The organism is Arthrobacter sp. JZ12 (assembly GCF_035189165.1).
Lineage (GTDB): Bacteria > Actinomycetota > Actinomycetes > Actinomycetales > Micrococcaceae > Arthrobacter_D.
Genome location: NZ_CP045246.1, coordinates 1643018 through 1669123, shown reverse-complemented (window position 1 = coordinate 1669123; position 26106 = coordinate 1643018). Strand labels below are relative to the sequence as shown.

Genomic DNA, 26106 nt, shown 5'->3' with positions numbered 1-26106 from the left:
CAGGTAGCGCCTGACAGCGCAGCTACGGAGGTTTAGGGTGAAACGGTGAGTACGTTCGAAGAAGGCCAGGCTCAGGGCATCCCCGGGATGTTCTCCGCCGATGGCGCCTCCGACAGGGTGACAGTCATGCTTGCCGCTTTCGAGGGCTGGAACGACGCCGGCGAAGCCGCCAGCGATGCGTTGAAGTTCCTTGGGAAGCAGTGGGACGGGCAGAAGATCTCAACCATCGACGCCGACGAGTTCTATGACTTCCAATTCACCCGACCCGTCATCAAGAGGAACAGCGCCGGCCAGCGCCGCATCAAGTGGCCCACCACCCGAATCAGTAAGGCGTCGGTACCTGATTCGAACCTGGACGTCATCCTGGTTCATGGGGTGGAGCCGTCCTACAAGTGGCGTGCGTACACGGCGGAGCTGGTCGGGATGGCCAAGGAACTCGACGTGGACTGCCTGGTGCTGGTCGGGGCCCTGCTCGCGGACGTCCCGCATACCCGACCCATACCGGTCACGGTCTCATCGGACGACGACCTTATCCGGACCAGCCTGAACGTCGAGCCCTCGACCTATGAGGGCCCGATAGGGATTGTCGGTGTGCTTGCCGAGGTGGGCCAACTGGCGGATATACCGACCCTGTCCATGTGGGCCGCTGTGCCTCACTATGTCGGCCAATCACCCTCGCCCAAAGCGCAGCTGGCACTGGTGAACCGGCTGGAGGAACTGCTGCACGTAGGCCTCGATACGCACGCTCTCGCTGAGGAGGCAGAGGCTTGGGAACGCGGCGTCGACGAGCTTTCGACGGAAGACCCCGAGGTGGCGGCCTACGTTCGACAGCTCGAGGAGGCGAAGGACACAGTGGACCTGCCAGAGGCGAGCGGCGAGTCCATCGCCCGGGAGTTTGAGCGGTACCTGAAGAAGCGCCGTAAGGACTAATCCTTCAGCCGCACTCCCAGCAGCGCGTCGAAAACATCAGCTGCCAGGGCGGCGCCTTCGTCGCTACCCGTGTGATGTGCTGTATCAACAGTCCAGCGGTCCACGGCGGCAAGGGCGGACGGCGCGTCCAGGTCGTCGGCCAGAGCTGTACGTATCGACCCCATGAGCTCCGTGACGGATTGGACGGTCGCGGTGGACAGGGCGCTCCGCCAGGCGTCCAGGCGTACGCGGGCGTCAGCAAGGCCTGCCGAGGTCCAGGACCAGTCCGAGCGGTAGTGGTTGGCAAGGATCGCCAGCCGGATAGCTGCAGGATCCGTGCCTGCTTCCCGAAGCGCGGAGACGAGGACCAGATTTCCGCGGGACTTGCTCATCTTCTCGCCGTCCAGCCCGACCATGCCCGCGTGCGCGTAGTGCCGGGCAAGCGGCGCACCGGAGATTACCTGCGCATGCCCGGAACTCATTTCGTGGTGCGGAAACATGAGATCGGATCCGCCGCCCTGCACGGTGAACGGGGCCGGCAGATGCTCGAGTGCGATGACCGAACACTCAATGTGCCAGCCCGGACGTCCGGCACCGAGGCTGCGGCCTTCCCAGGAGGGTTCTCCGTCGCGGGCTACCCTCCACAGCAGAGGATCCAGTGGATTCCGCTTTCCGGGCCGGTCGGGGTCCCCTCCGCGTTCGGCGAAGATCGGGGCGAGCTCATCTGCTTGCAAATGGGAGATGAAGCCGGGCTTCCAGGCGTCTTCGCCTGCCTCTGCCGTAAGCTCCGAGGCGCTTTCGACCGAGAAGTAGACGTCGCCGTCGGGTTCGGAACCCGAGCCCTCCACCCGGTATGCCAGGTTGCGTTCCAGAAGGGATTCCACGACCGGCACGATGAGCTCGATCGATTCGACCGCTCCCACGTAGTGTTCGGGCGCCAAGACGTTCAGGGCTTCCATGTCCGTGCGGAACAGATCGGTTTGTGATTCGGCCAGCTCCATCCAGTCGACGTTTGTTGCGTCGGCACGTTCCAGGAGCGGGTCGTCGACATCGGTGACGTTTTGCACGTAGTTGACTGTCGAACCCGCGTCACGCCAGAGACGGTTGAGCAGGTCGAACGCCACGTAGGTTGCCGCATGACCCATGTGAGTAGCGTCATAGGGAGTGATTCCGCAGACGTACAGGCCCTGCTCAGTTTCGTGGGGGATGTTCCTGAGCGCGTCAGACGCGCTGTCCCATAAGCGAATTGCAGGAGGGCCTCCGGGCAGGCTGGAGACAGGGCGGGAGTTCCAGGAAATCACGTTTCTACCTTACGGGGTTGTAGGCGATGGACTGCTGCGGAGGATCAGCCGGTTAAGCGCTGATGACCCCGAATCCGAGCAGGAGGTAAATGACCAGTCCGAGACCGATGCGGTACCAGACAAAGAGGCCGTAGCTACGGGTGGAAACGAATTTCAGGAACCAGCCGATGATCACGTACCCGATCGCGAAGGCGATTGCGGTGGCCAGCAAAGTTTCAAGCGGCCCGTAAGGTCCGGGAGTGCCGGCGCTTTTGTACAGCTGATAGAAGCCGCTTCCGAAAACAGCCGGGATTGCGAGCAGGAAGGAGTAGCGAGCCGCTGCTTCGCGCGTGTAACCCATCAGGAGCCCCGCGGTAATGGTTCCTCCGGAGCGGGAAACTCCTGGGATCAGCGCCAGAGCCTGGGCAAAGCCGTACAGCACGCCGTGCCGGTAACTGAGGCGGTCGAGCGTGAGACGTTGCCGGCCCACGCTGTCCGCAACAGCCAGAATTACACCGAAGACAACAAGCATGGTGGCAACGAGCCACATACTGCGGAAAGTACTTTCGATCTGCTCCTGAAACAGCAGGCCGAGGGTCACGATCGGAAGGCTGCCGATGATCACCAGCCAGCCCATCCGGGCGTCAGGATCGCTGCGGGGCACCGATCCCTTCAAGGACCCGAACCATGCCCGGATGATCCTGACAATGTCCCTCCAGAAAAAGACCAGCACGGCAGTTTCGGTGCCGAGCTGGGTGATAGCGGTGAATGCGGCTCCCGGGTCCTCCGCCCTCGGCAGCAACTCCCCTATGATGCGAAGGTGTGCGCTCGATGAGATTGGCAGGAATTCGGTAAGACCCTGAACAAGGCCCAAGATGGCCGCTTCGATCCAATTCACAGATATGACCCTACGTCACGGTTTAAACGCCAGGCTTTAGGCTTGGCCTATGCAGTGGCGAAATGTGGGCAAGAGCGGTCAGCTGGTTTCCGTGCTGGGACTAGGCACTATGACCTGGGGCACAGATGTGGACGAGGAAGCTGCACGCGAGCAGTTGCGCATATTTCTGGAGGCCGGCGGTACGCTCGTCAGCACTGCCCCGCGGTTCTCCGACGGACAATCCGAGGCGATTCTTGGCTCGCTGCTGGGTGATGTCGTCGCCCGCACGGAGGTTGTTCTCGCGGTTTTGGGCGGTGTCCCCAGGCAGTGGGCGGAGGGTGGACTGGATGCGTCGCGGAAAGGCCTGCTGGATAGCCTGGACGCCTCGCTGTCGCGGCTGGGGACTGACAGCGTTGACTTCTGGATGGCACCGGTCGACAGCGCCGCCCCGGCTGAAGAGACCCTCGCGGCACTGGAGTGGGCATATAGATCCGGCCGGGCAAGGTACGTAGGTGTGACCAATGTCGCAGGCTGGGAGCTTGCAAGGCTTTGCGCCACAGCCGCATTCCCCCTCACCGTTCACGAGACCGAATACTCCCTCATCAACCGTCGGGTGGAGGATGAGGTAGTTCCGGCCTCTGAGGCGTTCGGTGTAGGAACCCTCGCGTGGGGCGCGCTGGGACGCGGGGTTCTGACCGGCAAGTATCGCGGCCAGCTACCTTCGGACTCCCGCGGCGCATCCGATCTCTGGGCCCAGTACGTAGAGCCGTACCTTACGGGCCGTGCGCCCCGCATCACGGAAGCCGTCTGCACGGCTGCACGCGGCCTGGAACTCTCTCCGGCCGACGTTGCACTTCGTTGGCTCCTGCAGCGTCCAACCGTCGCCTCCGCAGTGGTTGGCGCACGCACAGGGGCACAACTTAAGGAACTTCTTGGATGCGGGCTAGCTCCGCTTCCGCCGCAAATTTCCGAAGTATTGGACGAGGTGTCGCGCTGAGGCCGGGCTCTCAGGAGCCCGTGACGATCTCTTCTTCTTCCTCTTCGTCATCGTCCTCATAGATGACGAGTGGAGTAACCTCGCCGTACGCCTCATAGAGGGATTCCTCGTAAGCCTCAAATGAGTCCGCTATGGAGAGGTACGCGGCTTCCACAGCAGGGTCATCATCTCCCCTGCGTGATGCGGCGGCGGCAAGGTGTTCCTCCAGCGAGGAAACCAGCGATTGCAATGCGACACGCGGATCGATGCTCATGACCTAGACGTTATCGGTAAAGTGAAGCAAATTGGAGGGAAATGCGCGAACAATTTCTGAACCCCGCCGTTGTCCGCAAGCGCGATTACGGGCGCCAATATGAGTACCTGGTGGTAACCGTGAACGCCGGAGAACCGCTGTCCGCTGCGCGCCAGCTTCTGACTGAGCACGCCGAGTACGGCAAGTGGGAATTGGAGCGAAGCTGCATCTACATGGGAGGCAGCCGGCGCTTCTGGCTCAGGCGAAAAGTTCTCCGCGTGCAGCGCACTGCGTGAAGCTGTCTACTCGTTTCCGAGCCAGGCGTTAGCCACCGTCCGGCGGGCAGAGTCCGGGCTGGACGGGTGGAAAGAACCTGCTGCCACATCCCGCATCAGGCGCGCTATCTCCGAATCGCTGTAGTAACTCCTTCCGCCGGCTACCGAAGAAGCCGTGGCTACAACCTCTCGGGCAAAATTCGTTGCGTGCGTCTTCAGCGCGACAAGCTTGGCGAACCACTTATCCCCGTGGTCCTTGCCTTCATCGATATCTCCAGCGACCATACGAAGGTGGCAATCGAGAGCCTCCCACTTCATGGCGGCGTCCGCCACGGCGGCCCTCACTCCGGGACGCGACACGTAGGGAGTGCCGTCCATCCCTGGGCCGTGTCCCTGCGCGGCTTCAACGGCAAGCTGAAGCGCTCGGTCCGCGATGCCTGTGTACACGGCGCTGATCAGAGTTTCGAACGAGGCAAAGATCGCAAAGACAAGCGGGTCGCGGTTGGGGCCGACGGGAAGCAGCCGGAAGATGCGCTCCGGCGGAACCACGACGCCGTCGAGCCGGGTGGTATGGGACTGCGTGGCGCGCATACCGACCGTGTTCCAGTCCTGGAGGATTTCGACGCCGTCACTCCCCCGCGTGACGAATCCGTGGACCAGGCGGCCCTCGCCACCGTCCGCATTCTTGCCGAATACGCCCAACCGGGTCCACACCGGGGAGAGACTGGTGAAGATCTTTACTCCAGTGAAGGCAAACCCACCGTCTTCCCGTTTTTCAGCCCGTGTCCGCGAATCGAACAGGACGGACTCGTTACCCGGTTCCGACAACCCGAAAGCGAAGACCTCGCCTTCAGCCGCCTCGCGCAGGACGAAGGTCAGTGAGTCGTCGCCGCCGGCCTGCATTAGCTTCGCTACCGCTGTCCAGACGAGGTGCATGTTGACGGCAAGGGCAGTGGCAGGCGCGGCGGCCGCCAGCCTGCGCTGGCATGCGGCCGCCGTTGAGATGTCGGCGCTGGCACCGCCGTCGTTCTGGGAGCACAGAAGCTTCAGGTAGCCGTGCTCGGACAGCTCGTCGAAATCTTCCTGGCAGAAGGCGTTACGGGCGTCGTAGTCGGCGGCACGACTGCGGAAGCGCTCCAGCAAGTCGTCCGGCAGCAGGGTCTCGGGAGGGAGCGTCATCAGCTGTTTCGCAGCAGCCGGTCAAGCACACGCGCGCCGAACCTAAGCGAATCCGTCGGTACCCGTTCGTCGACGCCGTGGAACATGCCGGTGAAATCCAGCTCCTCGGGCAGTCGCAGCGGAGCAAAGCCGTATCCGGTGATGCCCAGACGGCTCAGTGATTTGTTGTCGGTGCCTCCGGACAAGGTGTACGGCAGCACCTTCGCGCCGGGGTCTTCGGCCAGGAGAGAATCCACCATGCGGTCAACGAGGTTGCCCGCAAAGGGAACCTCCAGAGAGACGTCCTTGTGCTCGTAGGACACCTCGACGGACTCGCCGGCGAGCGACTTGATGGTGGCGAGGACTTCCTCCTCCTGACCGGGCAGTGTTCGCACATCGATGAGGGCTTCGGCGCTACCGGGTATGACGTTGTGCTTGTAGCCGCCCTTCAGAACGGTGGGGTTGGATGTGTTCTGGAGGGTCGCTCCGACAAATCGCGCTACCGTCCCCAGCTCTCGCAGGAGCGCCTCGGGGTTTTCGGCGTCGAACTCGACGCCCGTGAGTTCGGTGACTCCGTCCAGGAACCTGCGCGTTGTCGGAGTCAGTTGAATTGGCCATCGATATTCCCCGATCCTGGCAACAGCCTTGGCGAGCTGGGTGACCGCATTGTCAGTGTTGATCTGCGAGCCGTGCCCTGCGCGCCCATGAGCGGCCAGCCGCAGCCAGGAGATCCCTTTCTCCGCGGTCTGCAGGAGATAGGTCCGCTGGCCCCCGATCATCGCCGAAAATCCCCCGACTTCGGAGATTGCCTCTGACGCGCCGTCGAACAGCTCCGGGCGATTGTCCACCAGCCAGGATGCGCCGTATTTGCCTCCCGCTTCCTCGTCGGCGAAGAACGCGAAGATGAGGTCGCGCTTTGGCTTGACCCCGTCCCGCTGCATGGACCGCAGGACCGACAGGATCATGGCGTCCATGTCTTTCATGTCCACGGCTCCCCTGCCCCAGATGAGCCCGTCGCGTTCCTCCCCGCTGAACGGGTCGACGCTCCAGTCCTCCTTCTGTGCCGGTACAACATCCAGGTGTCCGTGCACCACCAGGGCAGCCTGCGTTGGGTCGCTTCCGGCCATGCGGGCAACGACTGACGCCCGCCCCGGGGCGGACTCAATCAGCTCGGCATTTAGGCCCACCTCGTCCATCAGCGCGGCCGTGTATTCTGCGGCCTTGCGCTCGCCCGGCCCTGCGTTGTCCCCAAAGTTCGAGGTGTCAATCCGAATGAGCTCCTGACAGATCCGAACTACTTCGTCCTCGGGTGCAATGCTCACGGCGAACCTCCATTGATAGTGGTTTTGACCCAGCCTACCGGCGCAGTTGCCGGAAGGTCGGGTGTGATCTGCGGCACGTCGGGGTGCCATTCCTGTCTTGTTGCCTCAGGCTACCGCTATTCTGTTGGGCGGTGCGCCGGAGTGGCGCAGGACCCATAACCTTCCACGGGGAGATCATGAAGCCCATCAAGATTGCGGCTACCGCCGCCGTCGCCCTTGCCGTCCTTACCGGATGCGGTGAATCCACCCAGTCTTCGGCATCACAGCCCGACGCCGGACCAACACCCGCAAGCTCGACGGCGCCCGCCGCGAACATCGCCGAGCCCGCCGTCAACGACCTGATGAGCGAGGCCACCGCGGAGGGCGCAAAGGCCTTCCTGCACCATGTCTTCGAGCTGAAGTCCTACGCGCAGCAGACCGGAGACGTGGAACCGCTGCTCGCCGCCCTGGACGGTGCCGACGCAGCAGTTGCAGAAGCCGAGAAGATCAAGGCGATCTACGCCGAGGGCGGCTGGATCCTTGGAGGACAGCCGAAGGTGAAGCAGCTCCTGATCACCACACCTGCCGAGGAGGTCAAGGAGGGCGTGGAGGTCGACGCCGTCATTCCGGTCAATCCCAACGCGTACACCCAGTTCACCGAGAGCGGCGACGTCGAGGAGACCCGCCCGTTCGACCCGGCGGGATCCATCTATTCCGCTACGGTGGTCTACTCCGAAGATGCCTGGAAGGTGACCTACCTCGAGGAAACCCCCGACGCAGAACTCCCGGCCGAGTAGTCCATCAGCTCTGCCTCAGACAGTGCCCGGTCCTGACCCAGTCAGGACCGGGCACTGCATTTTTCGGCTTCAGAGCGTGATGGCGACCTTGCCTCGGACCTCGCCGGCTTCGAGGGAGCGCAGGGCCAGCTGGGCTTGGTCGAGCGGAAAGGTGCGGTCCAGCGCCGGCACCAGCTGCCCGTCGTCGATCATTCGAGCGAGCTCCTCCAAATCCGCGGCTCGCACCAGCCCCAGGAACATGGCGAGGCGCTGGCGAATGAAAGGCGAAAGCATGACGGCGCCCAGCTGGCGGCCAATTCCCCCTGTGAGAGTGCCGCCTTCCTCCCCGCCGCCAATGACCGCAGTGCCGTTTTGAGTGAGTGCCGAACGCAAGCTTCGAAGAGACGGGTTGCCGGCGATGTCCAGTATGACGTCGTATCCGCGGGACGCGCGGGGAAAGCCGGTCTTCCGGTAGTCGATCAGGTGATCTGCGCCGAGGGACCGGACAAAGTCGAACTTCCCCGCGCTGCTCAGGCCCGTCACTTCCGCACCCAAGGCTTTCGCCATTTGGATGGCATAGCTTCCCACCCCGCCCGAAGCGCCCGTGATCAGGACCTGCTGGCCGGGTTCGATTCGACCTGCCTTGCGCAGCCCCTGCAGCGCGGTTACCGCTGAGACGGGGATAGCTGCTGCCTGGGCGAAGGAGAGCGCGGCGGGCTTCAGTGACACCATGTCCGATGACGCGGCGGCATATTCAGCGTAGGTACCCCTGCCGCTTCCGAACACCTCGTCACCTGGCTTGAGACGAGTCACCTCTGAGCCGGCGGCCACAACAGTGCCTGCCAGGTCCATGCCCGGGACGGGATTCCGGGGACGCCGTACGCCGAAGGCCAGGCGTCCAAGGTATGGAGTACCGTCATCATGTGCCAGACTCCCCGGTCGACACCGGCCGCCTGCACCCGGACCAGCACGTCCTTCGTACGGAAAGTTGGGAGCGCGCGATCCTCGAGGTGCAGGACGTCGGCCGAACCATAGCGATACTGCACCATCGCCTTCATGGTGCGCGGGAGCGTTTGCCCATCGGAAACCTGATCATCGAGCTTTATCGCGGAGGCGCCTTTCGTGGGTGACGGCAGTTTTCGTACACTGTACGGTGAAACGTTATCGTACGATGTACGAGAAGTCGATAGGCAGGAGGCCGCCGATGCCGACGAAGAAGGCGGCGAACACGGCAGTACGGCTGACGCGTGAGAAGGTGCTGGGAGCTGCATGCGATCTGGCCGACCGCGAAGGAATCAGCGCGCTCTCCATCCGGGCTCTCGCGGTTGAACTCGGAGCCAAACCGATGTCCCTCTATTACTACGTCGCCAACAAGGAGGAGATCCTTGACGGGCTGGTGGATATCGTCTTCGCGGAGATCAGGACGCCGGGGCCCAGCAAGGGATGGAAGGCCGAGATGCGGCGTCGTGCCCTGTCGGCGCGTGAGGCACTTCACCGGCATCCGTGGGCCGTCGGGCTTCTGGAATCGCGAAAGTCACCCGGGCCCGCAACCCTCACGCATCATGAGGCCACCCTTGCCACTCTTCGGGGCGCCGGCTTCACCGTTCAGCAGACAGCGCATGCCTACTCTTTGATCGACAGCTATATCTATGGCTTCGCCCTCCAGGAAGCCGCTCTCCCCCTGGCAGGTGACGACATTGGATCCCGAGCGCGGTCCATCACGGAGCACTTCGAGAGCGGGCAATACCCGCATATGGTCGAGATCGCCACGGAAGTAGTCCTGCAGCCCGGGTACGACTACGGAAATGAGTTCGTGTATGGACTGGACCTGATTCTCGACGGTCTCGAACGCTCGCTGAATGCAGACTGATCGGATTGCAGGCAATTGTGCCTCGCCGACACGAAGCTGATCAACGAAGATAAGAACGACGTCGGTGGGCGGGGCGGGGCGGCCCTGCGGAAGGGCGGCCCCGCCCGGCAGAAGGAGCCAAAACCGGTGGCGGCTGGCTCCACCAGCAATCATGCGCAAGTGACCCTAGCGATACCTTGGAACTGCTGATGCCCTGTTCGGCGGGTGCAGACTCAACATAGGTAGGGTCGAGCTACTCCATCAAGTCAACCCCGAGGAAGCGCTTGGACGCTTCACCCGCACCAGGACTGTCCTTGCCCCGTTCAGGTACCCAGGTCATGACACCGTACTGCCCGGCTGCTAGGTCGTCGGAAATGTGTATGTCGAATGTGTAGGACCCGTCAGGTCCCGCGTAGGCGATCACAGGCTGCTGCGGCCAGCCCGAGCCGGGGCTCAGAAGGTTGTAGTCGGTGTGCGGCTCTGCGAACAGAACGTGAATGGCCTCGCCCGGGATGTAGCCGTGGCCGCCTATGGTCAGCACGCCCGGCATGATTGCGATAGTTGGGCCAGGATAACCGGGCTGAGGGTGTGCAACGCTGCGCGCTCCCTCATCATCCGGGTCGCTCGTGTGTGGTGAGCCAGGTGGAACATTTGGGTAGGGGTTCCCGGGCATCGGGTTCGGTTCGCCGTGTGGCGGCGGCACGAACGGATCGTTCGGTCCGACCGGAAGCGGCTCGATAGTCGGCACTGGCTGCTTGGGCCCGTCGGTCGCCGACTCGTCAGGCTCCTGTTCGGAGGTCGGCTCCGGTTCGGAGGTTGGCTCCGGCTTGAATGTGGGTACTGCGCTTGCGGGCGATTCCGATGTGGGCGTCTCATTCTCTTCGGTGGACCCCGCTGACGGAGTGGCAGACGACGGCGCGGATTCAGACGGTGCAGCGCCGATGTTGGGCTCCTCAGCTGGACTGCTATTGCAGCCTGCGAGGAAGACGGCGGCTACGGCGAAGGCGGTGAGCGATGACAGCTTGGACAAGGGCGTACTTTCGCGAAGAATCGGATGGGTGTGGCGGAGAATCGCCTTTGGCAAGAACCCTGCTGCAGTGCTGCATCCCCCACAGCGGACGTTACCGGCTGGAACTGGCTGTCAACAGCACGATTTGGTCTCGTGAGGAAACCGTTATGTGGCTTGTCCGCGTCTTGGTTCCCCGCTGCTCAGAGGACACAAAAAAACCCCGGTTTCCCGGGGTTTTCCTTGTGCGCGGAGGGGGACTTGAACCCCCACCCTCAATAAGAGGACTAGCACCTCAAGCTAGCGCGTCTGCCATTCCGCCACCCGCGCAGGTGGTGTTTTCGAAGTTTCATCTCCTCGAAAGCAGCGAGAAAAACTCTAACACGACGATGGCCAAAGTCTTTAATCGAGGGTCGCAACCCCCAGTTTTCGGGCGATCTCCCGGATGCCGGTGAGGGTTTCCTCGAAGGAGGTCGAGAGCGGGGACAGGCCCAGGCGCAGGCCGTGCGGGTTGCGGAAGTCGGGAATCACGCCCTCCTCCCACAGTTCCGGCAGCATGTTCTCGAAGGCAGGATGATCGATGGTGATGTGGCTGCCCCGCTGGTCTGCATCCCTTGGCGAGGCGATAACCACCCCTGCCCTACCCATCAATTCATCGACAGCGTCGATGGCGAACGACGTCAGCTGGACCGACTTGCGGCGAACCTCATCCATGCCTACCTGCTCCAGCAGATTGAGCATGTCCTGCATCGCCACCATTCCCAGGATCGGCGGGGTACCCGAGACCAGGCGGCGGACACCTACCGCGGGCTCGTAGGCGGTTCCCATTCCGAAAGGGGCGGAACTGCCAAGCCAGCCCTGGATAGGCTGATCGAGGCCCTGAAGGTGGCGCTCCGCCACATAGGCCCAGGCAGGAGCGCCCGGTCCGCCGTTGAGGTACTTGTAGCTGCAGCCAACGGCGAAGTCCGCCCCGCAAGCATCCAGGTGGACGGGAACGGAACCCACGGTGTGGCTAAGGTCCCACACAATGAGCGCGCCGGCGTCGTGCGTCAGTTTCGTGATGGTCTCCATGTCCGCAACATGGGCGGAGCGGTAGGCAACATGGCTGAGTACGACGACGGCCGTAGCCGGCCCGACCTGGCTCCCCACCGTCTCGGGCGTGGGACCGCCGTCGTGCGGGGTCTCCACCCAGCGCACCGTGAGGCCACGGTCCCGCGCAATCCCCTCGACGATGAACCGGTCGGTGGGAAAGTTGGCGCGCTCGATCACAATCTCGGAGCGCCCCGGCCGCGCATTTAGCGCAGCCCGGATGACCTTGTAGAGCAGCACGCTGGTGGAGTCGGCCACCACGCATTGCCCCGTGGCCGCGCCCAATGCCACGCGACCGATCTGATCCCCAACAGCCTCAGGGAGCCGCAGCCACTCCTCGTCCCATGCGCGGATCAGCCGTCCCCCCCACTTGGCGCGCACAAATTCATTGAGGTGCTCTGCTGTTGCCTTCAGCGGCCGTCCAAGCGAGTTTCCGTCGAGATAGGCGGGAAGCGAGGGGTCGTCGTGGCCCTCAAACAGCTCCCGGCACCACCCCAGGGGATCCTCGGCATCCAGGGAACGGGCAAGATCAGTACGGGCGTCAAAACTCATTGCATCAGTGTAGGTGCGGCCCCTGCGGGCGTACGCCGAGGTGCCGTCTCGCGGATTTCCGGCAAGGACGGCACCTCGGCGTCGCTGACGATCCCCTAGCGGCTGGCGGCCGTGGCGTACGCGCTCTGGATGGAGCTGCCGAAGTACGGCCCGTACATCACGTTCTTCTGAATGTTGTAGCCGAAGCTGTTGACCGAGTTCTGTGTTCCGCCCGAACCGGATCCGATAAACCATGGACCGCCGGAGGAACCACCAGTCATATCGCAGGGAATGCCCTGTGACTGTGTCCCGCCGATACGGTCGGCGGATGCCGTTCCGTAGCAGCTCTTGAGCGTCTCGCCGTTGAACGGCCTGGCAGCCGGGTAGCCGTACGCGGTGTAGGTGAGGTTGCGCGCAAGGTTGAAGCCGATGTTCGAGGCCCCGACGGTGGCCGCCAATGTGCGCCCGTTCAGGGGCTCGACGACGGCGAACGCGCCGTCGTAGCTGATGTCGTTGCGGGACACCCACTCCGTGGTCGAGTGGAGGGAGGCCGCGGCCCACATTCCGTAGGGGGAGGCACCATTGTTGTAGGCCGGTACGAAGACGAATTTGGTGGCCCAGCCGGCATCGATGTCGTACGTGCAGTGGCCGGCAGTGGCCACGGTGCTCTGGTTTCCGCTCTGCACGGAGTTGGCCGAGCAGACGTAGTTCTGGCCGCCCATGGTGAAGAAAACCTTGCCGATGTGGGACACGGGCGTCGGGCTTCCGGCACGAGTAGCGGGGCTTGCATTTTTCTCCGGCGTAGCCAGGGTCGCGTTGCCCGCTTTAGGCATGATCGAGCGGCCCTGCTCGCCCCAGCCCTGCGAGTTGATGGTGTTTCCCGGCTTGGCGTTCTTCATGCGCTCCGGCGTCCAGTAGGCCTTGAGTGCTTCCTGCGAGTCGGTCTGAACGTGTGATGCTGCGGCTCCGGCTGCGTTGCCGGGCGCATGCGGAGCGGCCTGCGCAGCCCCGCCGGTCAGGAGAGCCGAAGCCATCAGCGTCGATGCTGCGAGAACGGCTGCCTTGAAACCTCGTGAGTTCACGAAATCCTCATTTCGATCAAGTGCTTGCTGCCAGCGGTAGCTGACCCACAGGAGTCTGCACCGGCAGCAAGCCCCATTCACAGGCCTGCAGGACATCTCGAGGAAAATGGCGGCCGATCCCCAGAGGACCCTCGACTTTGGCGAACCAGCGTGCCATCATTCCGCGGCCGCGCGGCCTACAGCGGCTGAATCCGGCCGGAGAAATACGTACGACGCCGACGCGGATCCCAGGCGACGACCTCGCCTCCCTGCCTCCCCCGCCGTCGTTGTCACCTCCGGTGAGCGGAGCGAGGGCGACCTGTGCGGGCAACGAGACGGGCGAGTGGAAGTCGGCGCTCCAGATGAAGGCGCTCTCCTCCCCCGGCCCGAAGTCGGCAACCATGCGGGAGGCGAGGTACATTCCGTGTGCAATCGGCCTCTTCATGCCCATGGCGCGCGCGGTCAAGCGGCTGAGATGGATGGGGTTGTAGTCCCCTGAGACTTCGGCGTACCGGCGTCCTACATCTTCGGGCAGGGCCCAGACCGACGTCGGGTAGTCCGGTGGCGGAACCGCTTCCTGGCGGGGTTCAGACGTCGGGTCCGAAACCGGATCGGTTTCGGGCAGAGCGAGCTGGATGCCCTTCGCGAGGTAGGTTGACGTGCCATGCCAGACAGGCACGCCTGAAGCCTCCACTTCCACGACCACGTCAACCTGGGTTCCGGTCCGGTGCCCTCGCAGATTCTCCACCCAGGCCGTAGCAGTCAACCGCTCGTCCAGACCGATGGGACGCAGGTGCCGGATCTCGTTGCGCAGGTGGATCATGCCGGGCAGCGGGAGGGGGAAGTCCGGCCGGGCGAGCACGCTCACGCCGAGGGGAAACACAAGCGTGTGGACGTACCCGGACGGCATCACATCGACGTCAGGCCGGCGCATCAGGCCCTGGAACCCGCGTACCTGGTCAGGAGCACCCGCGATGCCCTCTACCCGATGTCGCTCCGCAGGCAACCCGGAAACAGCCCCTGATCGCCGCACCCTGTCCTGCAGCGGCCGGACAAGCGCCTTCCCGTAGAGCGAGGACAGACTCGGCATGGAAGTCAGGACACGGTCCATCAGGCACCCACCAGATTCTGACCGCAGACCCTCAGCGTCTGCCCGTTGATGCCGGCGGCGTCCGGTGAGGACAGGAAGGAGACGGTTTCGGCGACATCGAGCGGCAGGCCGCTCTGCTGCAGACTGCTCAAACGGCGGGCAATCTCGCGGGTGGCGAAGGGGATCTTCGCCGTCATCTCAGTCTCGATAAATCCCGGGGCAACGGCATTGATGCGCCGTTGGGAGCCGCCGAACGACGCCCCAGTCGCGCGCACCATGCCGATTACGCCAGCCTTTGACGCTGCATAGTTGGTCTGGCCCCGGTTGCCGGCTATTCCGCTGGTCGACGCCAGGCATACGATGCTGCCGTCCTCGCTGAAGTGCTCGGACTCCAGCAGTTGCTTGTTTATCCTCAGTTGCGATTCCAGATTCACGGCCAACACGGAGTTCCACCGTCCGGGATCCATGTTCGCCAGGAGTTTGTCCCGGGTGATCCCCGCGTTATGCACCACTATGTCGAGCCGACCGTAACGGCCTGCGGCATGCTCGAGAATTCGTTCACCCGCATTCGGGGACGTGACATCAACCTGGAGGGCGGTACCGCCGGCGTTATTGGCTACCTGTGCCAACTGCTCCCCTGCTGCCGGCACGTCCACGGCAATGATATGCGCGCCGTCCCGGCGCAGAATTTTGACGATCTCGGCACCGATGCCGCGCGCGGCGCCGGTGACGACGGCGGTGCGTCCCGAAAGCGGCGCGCCCTGCTGCTGGCGCTCGTGGGCAGGTTCGATCCCGGTGGACGCTCCGACCGTGAGGAATTGCCCGTCAACGTATGCGCTCTTGCCGGAGAGCAGGAACCGGAGGGTGCCGGACACACCGCCGGCGCTCATCCCGGCCGACTCGGCGACCAGGATTCCGTTAGCGGTGGCGCCGCCCCGCAGTTCCTTCGCCAGGCTGCGAAGCGACCCGTCGACGGCCTGCCGAGCGGCCGCGGTTTCCGGTTCATCGGCGGACGAAGCAGGCCGCGAGATCGTCACGACCCGTCCGCCGGGGAGAATGTTTCGCACCACCCCGGCCAGCTCCAGGAAAACCGAGGAAAGCTCGGACAGCCCGGTCATGGTATCGAGGACCAGAACGGCCGCTCCAAGCTTTTCCTTCGGCCTCACATGCCGCCGTACGTCCAGTCCCCAGTTCAGCAGAGTCGAGGCAACGTGCTGCGCACCGTCGGAGGTTCCGAGTACAAGGACCGGTCCCGGGATGAGAGGCTCACCGGGAACATGACGGCGAAGCGGAACGGGCCTGGGCAGACCGAGTGTCTTGGCGACCCGGGCAAAGGGCTGCGCGTTGACGAGCCTGGTGTAGTTGTCCGTCATGGTCAGCGTGCCTCCAGAATGGCGACGACGCCCTGGCCGCCGGCGGCGCATACAGAGATTAATCCACGTCCGGAGCCTTTCTCGGCAAGCGATTTGGCCAGCGACGCCACGATGCGGGCGCCGGTTGCCGCGAACGGGTGACCTGCGGCGAGCGAGGATCCGTTGACGTTGAGCTTGGCGCGGTCGACCGTGCCGAGTGCTCCGACCAGGCCCAACCTTGTCCTGCAGAAATCCTCGTCCTCCCAGGCCGCCAGGGTAGTCAGCACGGTGCTTGCAAAAGCCTCATGGATCTCGAAGAAGTCGAAGTCCGCAAACGTCATGTTATTGCGCTGGAGCAGCCGCGGCATGGCATAGACAGGGGCCATCAACAAGCCCTCCTTGCCCTGGACGAAGTCCACAGCGGCTGCTTCCGCATCCACCACGTTGGCAAGCATCGGCAGGTTGTGTGTCCGTGCGTAGTCCTCGGAACCAAGCAGTACGACGGCCGCGCCGTCGGTCAGGGGCGTCGAGTTGCCTGCCGTCATGGTTGCCTCGGTTGTGAGGTTCCGGCCGAAAACAGGCTTGAGGGACCCGAGCTTCTCAAGGGAGGTATCTGCACGAAGGTTTCCATCCCGCGATACGCCGCGGAAGGGCGTGATGAGGTCGTCGAAGAACCCGCGGTCGTAGGCGGCAGCCATCCGGGTGTGGCTTGCCAAAGCCAGCTCATCCTGGGCACTCCGGCTGATACTCCACTGGGCGGTGGTGATCGCCTGGTGCTCACCCATGGACAGCCCCGTCCGGGGCTCGGCCGTGGTTGGTGCATTAGGCAGCAGGTGGGCCGGCCTCAGCCCGCGAAGGGCTGCCAGCTTCTGCGGTGTGGTGCGCGCACGGGAGAAATCGAGCAACACTCGCCGCAGTCCCTCGCTCACCGCAACTGGAGCGTCCGACGCCGAGTCGACACCCCCCGCAATGCCTGACTCGATCTGGCCCAGCTTGATCTTGTTGGACAGGCCTATGACGGTTTCGAGGCCGGTGGCGCAGGCCTGCTGTACGTCGTAGGCAGGCGTATCTGAGGCGAGCGCTGAACCCAGCACCGCCTCGCGGGTGAGGTTGAAGTCACGCGAGTGCTTGAGTACCGCGCCCGCGGCAACTTCACCGATCCGCTCGCCCTGGAGCCCGAAGCGGGCCACCAGACCGTCAAGTGCAGCTGTCAGCATGTCCTGGTTGGACGAGTAGGCATACGCACCACCGGCGCGGGCGAAGGGAATCCTGTTCCCCCCGATGACGACGGCCCTACGCGAAGTCGGGCCGGCGGCCGACCCTTGCGGTGAGTCGGGCTGCTGCTCAGTGGCAGATGTGTTCACGGCTGCTCCTCTTGCCTGGACTTTGTTCGGACGGCTGCTGCTAGGACGGGGCCTGTGACGGCTCCCTGTGGGACAGATCCCTGCGAACCGCGGGCATGGCGGAAGCACAGTTAGCGATACCAAGCGTACCTGATACGCTGGGTATCGTGAATCGCCTTGCACCGCCAGATGCCGTGGCCGGTATGTCACCCCCCGATGGCCGCTCAAGCCGCTGGTCCCAACATCGCCAGGACCGCCGTGCCGCGTTGCTCAAGACCGCACGCCGGGCGGTACACAGACTCGGCCCCGGCGCTTCGATGGAAGACATCGCCACAGCAGCGGAAACCTCGAAGTCCGTGTTCTACCGCTACTTCGGGGATAAGGCCGGCTTGCAGCAGGCTATGGGCGAGGAAGTGGTTGCCCGGATGCAGGAGCAGCTGCTCGCTGCCGCCCGCCAGGCGCGTTCGCCGCGCGACGGACTTCGCGCGATGGTGGCTGCCTACCTGCATATGGCGGCATCCTCTCCGAACGTCTACATGTTCGTTACTCAGGCCGCTGCGGACACCGGCACACCGGCCCTCGATACCTCGGGCACACTCAGTTCCTTCTTTGATGCGATCTCCGCGATGCTCGCGAGCCCCATGAAGGCCTTCCTCGCCGAGGATTCCGGAGCCGGAATGCCGCCGTCGTTGGCTCTTTGGCCGCGGTCCGCAATCGGGATGGTCCGCGCGGCAGGCGAGCAGTGGCTGGCCCTTCCGGAAGGGCCGCAGCGACCCACCGAGGAGGACCTTGCCGAAGCCATTACGGGGTGGCTCTTCGACGGCATCGCCCTTTCTGTGCCCCAGCACCTAGGTACTCGAGATGCTTCCCCTACCCGACCCCCGAAGGATGAATCATGACGCAGACCGCTGCGCGCCCCGAACTCGCCGTTCCTGCCACCGTCACCATTCACGACGACGACACGGCCGTCGTCGACGTCGCCGCACTGGGAGAGCAACTGCTTGGCCGCTGGGCGGAAACCCGCCGGAAGGCACGCGCGCTGGCAGCCGACCCCGAGCTGCACAAGCGGGAGGGCCTTACGCTGGCTGAGCACCGCGCGCGGTGCCTCGGGCAGCTTCACATGCTGGTCGAGAGTAAGGCGGTCCACCGGGCCTTTCCGGCCGCTCTCGGTGGATCGGATGACCACGGAGGCAACATCGCGGGTTTCGAGGAGCTTGTGGTCGCTGATCCCTCCCTTCAGATCAAGGCAGGAGTCCAGTGGGGCCTGTTCGGTGCAGCGGTCCTGCACCTTGGCACCGAGGAGCATCACAAGCGGTGGCTTCCGGGCATCATGAACATGGACATCCCTGGGTGCTTCGCAATGACGGAAACGGGACATGGATCGGACGTGGCAAGTATCGCCACCACTGCCACGTTCCAACCTGACAGCGACGGGTTCCTCCTTAACACGCCGTTCCGCGCTGCCTGGAAGGATTACATCGGAAACGCGGCTCAGGACGGCAGGGCGGCCGTCGTGTTTGCCCAACTGATCACCCGCGGGGTCAATCATGGCGTCCACGCCTTTTATGTGCCGCTGCGGAACGACAAGGGCGAATTCCTTGAGGGCATCGGTGGCGAAGATGACGGCCTGAAGGGCGGCCTGAACGGGATCGATAATGGGCGCCTGCACTTCACGCAGGTCCATGTCCCGAGGGAGAACCTTCTCAACAGATACGGCTCAGTAACGGAGGAAGGGGAATACTCTTCCCCGATTGCCTCCCCCGGCCGCCGTTTCTTCACCATGCTGGGAACGCTGGTGCAGGGCCGCGTGTCGCTGGATGGTGCAGCTGTTGCAGCAAGCAAGATCGCGCTGAAGACCGCTATCCAGTATTCGGTCGAAAGGCGCCAGTTCACCACGTCGTCGGAGTTCTCCGAGGAGGTGCTGCTGGACTACCAACTGCACCAGCGCCGGCTCTTCCCACGCCTGGCACGAACCTATGCCGCCTCCTTTGCCCACGAGGAGCTCCTGGAAAAGTTCGACGGCGTCTTCTCGGGCAGGCACGACACGGACGAAGACCGCCAGGATCTGGAGACGCTCGCTGCAGCGCTGAAACCCCTCTCCACCTGGCATGCCCTCGATACGCTTCAGGAGTGCCGGGAGGCCTGCGGAGGTGCGGGCTTCCTCACGGAGAACCGATTCACCTCACTGCGTGCCGATCTGGATATCTACACGACGTTCGAGGGTGACAACAACGTGCTGCTCCAGCTTGTCGCCAAACGGCTTCTGGCGGACTATGCCAAGGAATTCCAGGGCGTCGATTTCGGAGTCCTTGCCCGATTCGTGGCAACCCAGGCAGCGGACAGGACGCTGCACCGGACTGGGCTGCGCCAAGTGCTGCAGACAGTGGTCGATACCGGCTCCGAGCGAAAGTCGGCCATCGCGCTGCGGGATGAAAGGACGCAGCACGAACTCCTGTGCGGTCGTGTGGACACCATGGTCGGAGAGCTCGCTGCTGCCCTCCGCGGAGCCAAGCGCCTGCCCCCCGCCGATGCCGCCGCCGTCTTCAATCAGCACCAAAACGAGCTCATTGAAGCAGCCCGCGCCCACGCCGAGCTCCTGCAGTGGGAGGCGTTCACCTCAGCACTTGGAAAGGTACAGGACGCCGGGACCCGCCAGGTGCTCACCTGGCTGCGCGACCTGTTCGGGCTGGGCCTGATTGAAGACAACCTCGGCTGGTACCTCATGAACGGGCGGCTGTCAGCACAGCGCGCCCGCACACTCGGTCCCTACATCAACCGGCTTCTCCTGAAGCTGCGTCCGCACGCCGTAGACCTGGTAGACGCTTTCGGGTACGGTCCGGAACACCTTCGGGCTGCGATCGCCTCCGGCGCCGAGCGTAGGCGTCAGGACGAATCCCGGGCGTATGCACGCACCCAGCGCGCCAGTGGGGACGCACCCGTTGACGAGAAGACAATGATCGCCCGCAGGGCGGAGGATGCGGCGACAACCGCAACCTCCTGACAGCCTTCGCCGGTCAGTGCTTTCAGAGCACTGACCGGTAGACCTCCAGCGTGGTTTCGGCAATCGAGTGCCAGGAGAAGTGCTGCTCGGCGCGTACCCGTCCCCGCTTTCCCATCTCGCGGGCGCGCTCGGGGTCGGCAACCAGCTCGTTCAGCGCGGCTGCGAAATCGTTTACGAAACGCTCTGGGTCGAGCGGCGTTCCCGTGCCGTCCTGAACCTGCTCAAGGGGGACGAGAGTTCCGGTGACGCCGTTGTCGACAACCTCCGGAATACCGCCGGTTGCGCTGGCGACCACGGCGGCTCCGCAAGCCATCGCCTCCAGGTTCACAATGCCGAGCGGCTCGTAGATGGAAGGGCAGGCGAAGACCGTAGCGGAGCTCAGGACCTGGATCAGCTCATTTCGCGGCAGCATCCGCTCGATCAGGATCACAGATCCGCGCTGGGCAGTCAGCTCCTCGATAAGCCTGGAGGTTTCGGCTGCGAGCTCGGGAGTGTCGGCAGCCCCGAGGCACAGTACGAGCTGCACGTTCGGGGGTAGCTGCACTGCAGCTCGCAGGAGGTACGGAACGCCTTTCTGGCGGGTGTTGCGGCCCACGAAGACCACGCTGGGCCTTTCCGGATCGATTCCCAGGGCCCGCACGGCGTCGTCGTTGTAATCCGGCGACCACTCCTCGGTGTCGATTCCGTTGTGGACCACCCGCACGCGTGCGGGATCCACATTCGGGTAGCACCGCAGAATGTCCTGCCGCATGCCCTCGGAAACGGCGATTACCGCCGCCGCAGCTTCATAGGCGGTCTTCTCAACCCAGGACGAGAGTGCATAGCCTCCGCCGAGCTGCTCCGCCTTCCACGGGCGAAGCGGTTCGAGGCTGTGCGCGCTCAGTACATGGGGGATTCCGTGGAGCAGCGAGGCCAGGTGCCCTGCCATGTTCGCGTACCAGGTGTGCGAATGGACCAGGTCCGCCCCGTTGGTGGACTGCAGGATTGCCAGGTCGGTTCCAAGGGTCTGCACGGCTGCGTTGGCTCCGGCCAGCTCCCCCGGCACGCCGTAGCTGTGAACCCGCGCACCGTGATAGTCAGCGGGGCGCTCGCCGCCGAAGCAATGCACGGTCAGGTTGTCGACACGCCCGGCCAGCACCTTGCTCAGTTCAGCAACGTGGACGCCCGCTCCGCCGTAGATTTCCGGGGGAAATTCTTTCGTCACAATGTCTATTCGCACGATTCCAAACGTAGTGCAGGCGGGGCCGGTCCTCTAGTGTGAGTCGCAAGAGGTCATACTCAAGGACGAGCGGAAGGGGAGAAACCGTGGCAGTGAAGAAAGTGCTCGCGGTAGTACTTGCTGGCGGCGAAGGCAAGCGGCTGATGCCGCTCACTGCGGATCGTGCCAAACCGGCGGTACCCTTCGCGGGAAGCTACCGGCTGATCGACTTCGCGTTGTCGAACGTTGTGAACTCGGGGTACCTGCAGATTGTGGTGCTTACCCAGTACAAGTCCCACAGTCTGGACCGGCACATTTCTGAGACCTGGCGCATGTCCACCCAACTCCAGCAGTACATAGCATCGGTGCCGGCCCAGCAGCGCCGAGGCAAGAGCTGGTTCCTCGGAAGCGCAAATGCCATCTACCAGTCGCTCAACCTGATCCACGACGCCCGGCCCGACATCGTCGTCGTCATCGGTGCCGACCACGTGTACCGGATGGATTTCGAGCAGATGGTGCAGGCGCACATAGCGAGCGGAGCATCAGTCAGCGTGGCTGCAGTCCGTCAGCCCCTCCACCTCGCCAACCAGTTCGGTGTCATCGAAGTCGACTCCGCGGATCCAGGAAGGATTGCGGCGTTCGTGGAGAAGCCGGCTTCAACGCCGGGCCTGCCCGATGACCCGAACAGTTTCCTGGCCTCCATGGGCAACTACGTATTCAACACCGACGCGCTCATCGAATCCCTCGAGGCCGACGCCGCCCGCCTGAACACCAAGCACGACATGGGCGGGGACATCATCCCCTACTTCGTGGACCGTGGGGATGCCGCCGTATACGACTTCACCACCAACGAGATTCCGGGATCAACGGAGCGGGACAGCCAGTACTGGCGCGACGTCGGCACGCTGGATTCGTACTACGAGGCGAACATGGACCTGATCAGTCCGCTCCCGCTGTTCAACCTGTACAACCTCCAGTGGCCCATCTACACGCGGCAGAGCATCTCTCCCCCAGCCAAATTCGTACGTGGAGCCTCCGGCGAGTCAGGCGTGGCACACGACTCCATCGTGTCCAACGGCGTCGTCGTTTCCGGTGGCAGCGTGCAGGGTTCGATCCTGGCCAGTGACGTCTTCATCGACCAGGACGCCGATGTCTCCGGTTCCGTTCTGCTCGACAATGTAACGGTCGGCACCGGCGCAGTGGTACGCAAGGCGATCATCGACAAGAACGTCTACGTTCCGCCCGGCGCAAAGATCGGCGTGGACCGCGAGCTGGACCTCAGCCGCGGTTTCACGGTCACCGATTCCGGCCTGACGATCCTGAGCAAGGGCCAAATCATCGAATGATGTGAAAAAGGATGCCCGGTCCGCAACAGGACCGGGCATCCTTTTTCATTGCTGACAAACTGCTCAGGCGACCCGCGTGATCTCCACAGACACGTCGAGGGTAGAACCTCCGCCGCCGGACAGTATGCCCTTCAGCGGCGAGACATCGCGGTAATCTCGGCCGCGCGCAACCGAAACGTGGAAGTCGCTCACTGGCCCGCTGTTCGTGGGATCCCATCCCCGCCACTCACCGTCCCACCACTCGACCCAGGCGTGGGATTGTCCGACGACGGCCTCCCCGACGGCGGCGCTCCGCCTCGGGTGCAGGTATCCGGAGATATACCGCGCCGGGATGCCGAGGCTTCGCAAAGCGCCGATCGCGACGTGGGCGAGATCCTGGCACACTCCCTGCCGCTCGGCCCAGGCTTCCCGTGCATCCGATTGGACGCCGGTGACGCCCTGCACGTACTGCATCTCGCCCTTGAGCCAATCGAAGACGGCATGCGCGGCACCGTGCGGGTCCTTGCCCTCGGTTACGTCCCTGACCAGCGACAGCACTTCCTCAGCGGGCTCGGTCAGGTGCGTGTGCGGCAGCCAGTCTGCGAAGTCATCCATCACGCTGTCGGACCGGAGCTCCTCCCAACTCACGATCTCCTCCGGAGTGGGAATGCGCTCCACCCGGCTGACTTCAACGAGCGTCCTGGCGAAGACTTCGAGCCGCTCGTGCGGAATCTGGACGTCGAAGGCGGTCACCCGGGTTCCCCAGTAATCGCGGTACGTGGCCATCGCCGCGCTTCCGGGTTTGATGTCGATGGTCGACTCGAGCACCACCTGCTGGGCGTCCGTGAGCGGCGTCATGCGCGCTTCGTTGTAGGAAAGCGAAACCCGGCGGACGTAGTTGTATCCGGTCCGGTGTTCGATGGATAGCCGGGTCATGAGACCTCCCCAACCCAGGACAGCTCCGCTGCCTGCGAGAAATAGGTGCGTGAAACGGCGTCGGAAGCCCGCGCGCAGGCCTTCTGGACCCGTTCCATATGCTCGGGCAGTTCCGACATCAAATCGTCCGTCTGGTGGAATTCGAGGAACGTGCGTGCCTGACCGACGATCCGGCTCGCGTCATTGATGAACCCCACCCGCTGGTAGGCCGGATTAAGGTTGGAGAGGCACTTCTCGGCGTCACTGAGGGCATACACGATCGACCGCGGGAACAACCGGTCGAGCAGCAGGAATTCTGCGGCATGCTGCTCACCGAAGGACGCTCGGCGCGTCCGCAGGAAGGATTCATAGGCACCGGCGCATCGAAGCATATTCACCCAGGACAGACCGGATTCGTGGACGTCACGAGTGGACAGCATGCGTGCGGTCATGTCGGCGCGTTCGAGGCTCCTGCCGAGTACCAGGAACTGCCAGCTCTCATCGTGGCTCATGGTGGTGTCGGACAGGCCGCGGACCATCGCTGTCCGCTCGATCACCCAGTGGCAGAAGCGGTACGTCCCGACAACGTCCTTCCGGTGCTGGGTCAGTCCGTACCAGGTGGTGTTCAGGCCTTCCCATACGCTGCCGGACACGGTCTCACGGGCACGCCGGGCGTTTTCACGCGCAGCACCCAGCGCACCGGCTATCGAGGTGGCGCTGCTTCGGTTGAAGGCGAGTGCATCCAGCAATTCCGGAAGCCCGAAATCATCGGAGGTGGGCCGGCTTCCCATGACTCCCAACAACTGCCGGGACACGTCGCGCTGGACGGGCCGCGGCATCTGGTTGAGCCGTTCAAGGTGCACATCAAGAATGCGTGCGGTGCCGTCGGCCCGCTCCACGTACCGACCGATCCAGAAAAGCGACTCGGCGATTCGGCTAAGCATTGTTCCCGTCCTCTCCCCCGGCTGCTGCCTGCTGTTGCTGCTGCTGCTCAGGCTGCCGGTCCTGCCAGCTGGTCTCGACTGGCCAGACGCTGACGCGTTCGGCCAGGGGCTGGACCGGCGGCGCGATGGGCGCGCTCTCGGACTGGCCGTCGACCACCCAGGTGTCCTTTGATCCTCCGCCCTGGCTGGAGTTCACGATCAGTGAGCCCTCCTTCATGGCCACGCGGGTCAGGCCGCCGGGTAGCACCCACACGTTGTCGCCGTCGTTCACGGCGAAGGGACGCAAGTCCACGTGCCGCGGACTGAACTGCCCACCCGACATGGTGGGAACCGTCGAAAGTTGGAGGACGGGCTGGGCGATCCAGCCGCGCGGGTCCGCCAAGATGCGCCCGCGCAGCGCGTCCAACTCCTCGGCCGATGCGTCGGGCCCGATCACCAGGCCCTTACCGCCGGAACCATCGACCGGCTTGACGACGAGCTCGTCCAACCGGTCCAGCACCTCTTCGCGGGCTGCGGGCTCTTCTAGCCGGTACGTATCCACGTTGGCGATGACCGGCTCTTCGTTGAGGTAGTAACGGATCAGGTCCGGCACATACGTGTAGACCAGCTTGTCGTCCGCCACGCCGTTGCCGACGGCGTTGGCGATCGTCACCATGCCGGCCCGCGCGGCATTGACGATGCCGGGACAGCCGAGCACCGAATCGGAGCGGAACTGCAGCGGATCAAGGAACTCGTCATCAATACGTTTATAGATAACGTCAACGCGCTGCTCGCCCGCCGTGGTCCGCATGTACACGCGGTTCCCCCGGCAGATGAGGTCCCTGCCCTCGACCAGTTCCACGCCCATCAGGCCCGCCAGCAGCGTGTGCTCGAAGTAGGCCGAGTTGAATACGCCCGGTGTGAGTACGACGACGGTAGGATCCTCCACCCCGGGCGGCGCCGTCCGGCGCAGGGCGGCAAGCAGACGGCGGGGGTACTCCTCCACCGGACGGATGTGCTGCTGTCCGAAGGCCTCCGGCAGGCCCTTGGCCATTGCCCTTCGATTCTCCAGCACATAGCTCACGCCGCTGGGAACACGTACGTTGTCCTCGAGCACGCGGAAGGTCCCCTCGTCGTCACGGACCACGTCGATGCCCGACACGTGCACCCGCACGCCGCCTGCGGGAACGAAACCGGCCACCTCACGGTGGAAGTGCGCGGATGACGTCACGAGCCGGCGGGGAATCACCCCGTCCCCGACGACGGTCATCTTGTCGTAGACGTCGTTCAGGAAAGCTTCGAGGGCGCGCACCCGCTGGGCCACACCCCGCTCGAGTACCTGCCAATCCTCACCGGCGATGACGCGCGGGACGATGTCCAGCGGGAACGGCCGTTCCTCGCCGGCGAAGTCGAACGTCACGCCGCGGTCCAGGAATGTCCGGGCCATTGAATCCGCCCGCGCCGTGACGTCGGCCAGGTTCAGTTCATCCAGTGCTGCGGCAACCGGGTTGTACTCGGCACGCGGGCGGTTGTCGCCGTCGAACATCTCGTCATAGGCAGGTGAGCGGCGTGCGGCGTTCGCATAGTCTTGAAAGAGCTCGGACATGGGTCCCACATT

General features: G+C 64.0%; 25 protein-coding genes and 1 tRNA gene. 8 read left to right on the top strand and 18 right to left on the bottom strand.

Annotated features, from left to right (window positions below):
- The first annotated feature begins 87 nt into the window (after nt 1-87).
- Nucleotides 88-930 (top strand): proteasome assembly chaperone family protein, encoded by an 843-nt coding sequence (locus GC088_RS07715; protein WP_323961993.1) that lies wholly within the window; start codon nt 88-90, stop codon nt 928-930.
- Here GC088_RS07715 and mshC read toward each other — a convergent pair.
- Together mshC and GC088_RS07705 are read right to left on the bottom strand one after the other, a co-directional pair.
- Complete coding sequence (gene mshC / locus GC088_RS07710) at nt 927-2210, bottom strand: cysteine--1-D-myo-inosityl 2-amino-2-deoxy-alpha-D-glucopyranoside ligase (protein WP_323958441.1); 1284 nt, start codon at nt 2208-2210, stop codon at nt 927-929. The two genes, GC088_RS07715 and mshC, sit on opposite strands and share 4 nt — an antisense overlap.
- 52 nt (nt 2211-2262) lie before the next feature.
- Nucleotides 2263-3087 carry an undecaprenyl-diphosphate phosphatase gene (locus GC088_RS07705; protein WP_323958440.1) on the bottom strand — a complete coding sequence of 275 codons (825 nt, stop codon included), beginning with the start codon at nt 3085-3087 and terminating at the stop codon, nt 2263-2265.
- Nucleotides 3088-3136: 49 nt separating this feature from the next.
- Here GC088_RS07705 and GC088_RS07700 point away from each other — a divergent pair, with 49 nt between their 5' ends.
- Nucleotides 3137-4063 (top strand): aldo/keto reductase, encoded by a 927-nt coding sequence (locus GC088_RS07700; RefSeq protein WP_323958439.1) that lies wholly within the window; start codon nt 3137-3139, stop codon nt 4061-4063.
- A gap of 10 nt (nt 4064-4073) precedes the next feature.
- On the opposite strand, the gene GC088_RS07695 is transcribed toward GC088_RS07700, so the two are convergent.
- Complete coding sequence (locus GC088_RS07695; protein WP_323958438.1) at nt 4074-4316, bottom strand: hypothetical protein; 243 nt, start codon at nt 4314-4316, stop codon at nt 4074-4076.
- 41 nt (nt 4317-4357) lie between these two features.
- On the opposite strand from GC088_RS07695, the gene GC088_RS07690 reads away from it, so the two are divergent.
- On the top strand, nt 4358-4591 hold the full coding sequence (locus tag GC088_RS07690; RefSeq protein ID WP_323958437.1) for a DUF5703 family protein: 234 nt from the start codon (nt 4358-4360) through the stop codon (nt 4589-4591).
- 6 nt (nt 4592-4597) lie between these two features.
- Here the strand turns inward: GC088_RS07690 and GC088_RS07685 are convergent, their stop codons facing one another.
- Nucleotides 4598-5749 (bottom strand): acyl-CoA dehydrogenase family protein, encoded by a 1152-nt coding sequence (locus GC088_RS07685; protein ID WP_323958436.1) that lies wholly within the window; start codon nt 5747-5749, stop codon nt 4598-4600.
- Nucleotides 5749-7050 (bottom strand): M20/M25/M40 family metallo-hydrolase, encoded by a 1302-nt coding sequence (locus tag GC088_RS07680; protein WP_323958435.1) that lies wholly within the window; start codon nt 7048-7050, stop codon nt 5749-5751. Before GC088_RS07680 ends, GC088_RS07685 begins: the two co-directional genes overlap by 1 nt.
- A 176-nt stretch (nt 7051-7226) precedes the next feature.
- Here GC088_RS07680 and GC088_RS07675 point away from each other — a divergent pair, with 176 nt between their 5' ends.
- Entirely contained in the window at nt 7227-7826 is a 600-nt protein-coding gene (locus GC088_RS07675) for a DUF6318 family protein (protein ID WP_323958434.1), read from the top strand.
- 69 nt (nt 7827-7895) lie between these two features.
- Here GC088_RS07675 and GC088_RS07670 read toward each other — a convergent pair whose 3' ends face one another.
- Nucleotides 7896-8657 (bottom strand): NAD(P)-dependent alcohol dehydrogenase, encoded by a 762-nt coding sequence (locus tag GC088_RS07670; RefSeq protein ID WP_416377441.1) that lies wholly within the window; start codon nt 8655-8657, stop codon nt 7896-7898.
- Nucleotides 8615-8854 carry a hypothetical protein gene (locus tag GC088_RS07665; RefSeq protein ID WP_323958432.1) on the bottom strand — a complete coding sequence of 80 codons (240 nt, stop codon included), beginning with the start codon at nt 8852-8854 and terminating at the stop codon, nt 8615-8617. Before GC088_RS07665 ends, GC088_RS07670 begins: the two co-directional genes overlap by 43 nt.
- 155 nt (nt 8855-9009) lie before the next feature.
- On the opposite strand from GC088_RS07665, the gene GC088_RS07660 reads away from it, so the two are divergent.
- On the top strand, nt 9010-9675 hold the full coding sequence (locus GC088_RS07660; protein ID WP_323958431.1) for a TetR/AcrR family transcriptional regulator: 666 nt from the start codon (nt 9010-9012) through the stop codon (nt 9673-9675).
- A gap of 232 nt (nt 9676-9907) precedes the next feature.
- Here GC088_RS07660 and GC088_RS07655 read toward each other — a convergent pair whose 3' ends face one another.
- The 7 genes from GC088_RS07655 to GC088_RS07625 form a co-directional block, all read right to left on the bottom strand.
- The gene (locus GC088_RS07655) at nt 9908-10684 is read right to left on the bottom strand and encodes a hypothetical protein (RefSeq protein WP_323958430.1); all 777 of its coding nucleotides are present in this window, start codon (nt 10682-10684) and stop codon (nt 9908-9910) included.
- Between the two features lie 222 nt (nt 10685-10906).
- Nucleotides 10907-10990, bottom strand: a tRNA-Leu gene (locus GC088_RS07650).
- Nucleotides 10991-11062: 72 nt separating this feature from the next.
- Entirely contained in the window at nt 11063-12301 is a 1239-nt protein-coding gene (locus GC088_RS07645; RefSeq protein ID WP_323958429.1) for a kynureninase, read from the bottom strand.
- Nucleotides 12302-12396: 95 nt separating this feature from the next.
- Nucleotides 12397-13362 carry a trypsin-like serine peptidase gene (locus GC088_RS07640; protein ID WP_323958428.1) on the bottom strand — a complete coding sequence of 322 codons (966 nt, stop codon included), beginning with the start codon at nt 13360-13362 and terminating at the stop codon, nt 12397-12399.
- 16 nt (nt 13363-13378) lie between these two features.
- The gene (locus GC088_RS07635) at nt 13379-14431 is read right to left on the bottom strand and encodes a MaoC/PaaZ C-terminal domain-containing protein (protein ID WP_323958427.1); all 1053 of its coding nucleotides are present in this window, start codon (nt 14429-14431) and stop codon (nt 13379-13381) included.
- Nucleotides 14432-14451: 20 nt separating this feature from the next.
- Entirely contained in the window at nt 14452-15804 is a 1353-nt protein-coding gene (locus tag GC088_RS07630; RefSeq protein WP_323961867.1) for a 3-oxoacyl-ACP reductase, read from the bottom strand.
- 2 nt (nt 15805-15806) lie between these two features.
- Complete coding sequence (locus GC088_RS07625) at nt 15807-17147, bottom strand: acetyl-CoA C-acetyltransferase (RefSeq protein ID WP_323961865.1); 1341 nt, start codon at nt 17145-17147, stop codon at nt 15807-15809.
- A 182-nt stretch (nt 17148-17329) separates the two neighbouring features.
- Between GC088_RS07625 and GC088_RS07620 the strand changes: the two genes are divergently transcribed.
- Together GC088_RS07620 and GC088_RS07615 are read left to right on the top strand one after the other, a co-directional pair.
- Nucleotides 17330-18025 (top strand): TetR/AcrR family transcriptional regulator, encoded by a 696-nt coding sequence (locus GC088_RS07620; protein ID WP_323961863.1) that lies wholly within the window; start codon nt 17330-17332, stop codon nt 18023-18025.
- Nucleotides 18022-20127: an acyl-CoA dehydrogenase family protein gene (locus GC088_RS07615; RefSeq protein WP_323961862.1), complete on the top strand. Its 2106-nt coding sequence runs from the start codon at nt 18022-18024 to the stop codon at nt 20125-20127. The genes GC088_RS07620 and GC088_RS07615 overlap by 4 nt, the downstream gene beginning before the upstream one ends.
- A 22-nt stretch (nt 20128-20149) precedes the next feature.
- Here the strand turns inward: GC088_RS07615 and glgA are convergent, their stop codons facing one another.
- Entirely contained in the window at nt 20150-21346 is a 1197-nt protein-coding gene (glgA, locus tag GC088_RS07610) for a glycogen synthase (RefSeq protein ID WP_323961860.1), read from the bottom strand.
- Between the two features lie 143 nt (nt 21347-21489).
- On the opposite strand from glgA, the gene GC088_RS07605 reads away from it, so the two are divergent.
- Nucleotides 21490-22671, top strand: coding sequence for a glucose-1-phosphate adenylyltransferase (locus tag GC088_RS07605; protein ID WP_416377527.1), 1182 nt, complete (start codon nt 21490-21492; stop codon nt 22669-22671).
- A gap of 63 nt (nt 22672-22734) precedes the next feature.
- Here the strand turns inward: GC088_RS07605 and GC088_RS07600 are convergent, their stop codons facing one another.
- From GC088_RS07600 to GC088_RS07590, 3 genes are read right to left on the bottom strand one after another with little or no spacing between them, the layout of a single operon-like run.
- A complete protein-coding gene (locus tag GC088_RS07600) occupies nt 22735-23586 on the bottom strand; it encodes a transglutaminase family protein (RefSeq protein WP_323961857.1) in 852 nt (283 codons plus the stop codon).
- The gene (locus GC088_RS07595) at nt 23583-24509 is read right to left on the bottom strand and encodes an alpha-E domain-containing protein (protein WP_323961855.1); all 927 of its coding nucleotides are present in this window, start codon (nt 24507-24509) and stop codon (nt 23583-23585) included. Before GC088_RS07595 ends, GC088_RS07600 begins: the two co-directional genes overlap by 4 nt.
- Nucleotides 24502-26094: a circularly permuted type 2 ATP-grasp protein gene (locus GC088_RS07590; protein WP_323961853.1), complete on the bottom strand. Its 1593-nt coding sequence runs from the start codon at nt 26092-26094 to the stop codon at nt 24502-24504. Before GC088_RS07590 ends, GC088_RS07595 begins: the two co-directional genes overlap by 8 nt.
- Nucleotides 26095-26106 lie beyond the last annotated feature (12 nt).

Bases quoted from the DNA above. Each gene is read 5' to 3' on its own strand.
- GC088_RS07715 (WP_323961993.1), top strand. From the start codon at position 88: ATGTTCTCCGCCGATGGCGCCTCCGACAGGGTGACAGTCATGCTTGCC.
- GC088_RS07700 (WP_323958439.1), top strand. From the start codon at position 3,137: ATGCAGTGGCGAAATGTGGGCAAGAGCGGTCAGCTGGTTTCCGTGCTG.
- GC088_RS07695 (WP_323958438.1), bottom strand. From the start codon at position 4,316: ATGAGCATCGATCCGCGTGTCGCATTGCAATCGCTGGTTTCCTCGCTG.
- GC088_RS07690 (WP_323958437.1), top strand. From the start codon at position 4,358: ATGCGCGAACAATTTCTGAACCCCGCCGTTGTCCGCAAGCGCGATTAC.
- GC088_RS07685 (WP_323958436.1), bottom strand. From the start codon at position 5,749: ATGACGCTCCCTCCCGAGACCCTGCTGCCGGACGACTTGCTGGAGCGC.
- GC088_RS07675 (WP_323958434.1), top strand. From the start codon at position 7,227: ATGAAGCCCATCAAGATTGCGGCTACCGCCGCCGTCGCCCTTGCCGTC.
- GC088_RS07670 (WP_416377441.1), bottom strand. From the start codon at position 8,657: ATGGACCTGGCAGGCACTGTTGTGGCCGCCGGCTCAGAGGTGACTCGT.
- GC088_RS07665 (WP_323958432.1), bottom strand. From the start codon at position 8,854: ATGGTGCAGTATCGCTATGGTTCGGCCGACGTCCTGCACCTCGAGGAT.
- GC088_RS07660 (WP_323958431.1), top strand. From the start codon at position 9,010: ATGCCGACGAAGAAGGCGGCGAACACGGCAGTACGGCTGACGCGTGAG.
- GC088_RS07645 (WP_323958429.1), bottom strand. From the start codon at position 12,301: ATGAGTTTTGACGCCCGTACTGATCTTGCCCGTTCCCTGGATGCCGAG.
- GC088_RS07635 (WP_323958427.1), bottom strand. From the start codon at position 14,431: ATGCCGAGTCTGTCCTCGCTCTACGGGAAGGCGCTTGTCCGGCCGCTG.
- GC088_RS07630 (WP_323961867.1), bottom strand. From the start codon at position 15,804: ATGACGGACAACTACACCAGGCTCGTCAACGCGCAGCCCTTTGCCCGG.
- GC088_RS07620 (WP_323961863.1), top strand. From the start codon at position 17,330: ATGTCACCCCCCGATGGCCGCTCAAGCCGCTGGTCCCAACATCGCCAG.
- GC088_RS07615 (WP_323961862.1), top strand. From the start codon at position 18,022: ATGACGCAGACCGCTGCGCGCCCCGAACTCGCCGTTCCTGCCACCGTC.
- GC088_RS07605 (WP_416377527.1), top strand. From the start codon at position 21,490: ATGCCGCTCACTGCGGATCGTGCCAAACCGGCGGTACCCTTCGCGGGA.
- GC088_RS07600 (WP_323961857.1), bottom strand. From the start codon at position 23,586: ATGACCCGGCTATCCATCGAACACCGGACCGGATACAACTACGTCCGC.
- GC088_RS07595 (WP_323961855.1), bottom strand. From the start codon at position 24,509: ATGCTTAGCCGAATCGCCGAGTCGCTTTTCTGGATCGGTCGGTACGTG.
- GC088_RS07590 (WP_323961853.1), bottom strand. From the start codon at position 26,094: ATGTCCGAGCTCTTTCAAGACTATGCGAACGCCGCACGCCGCTCACCT.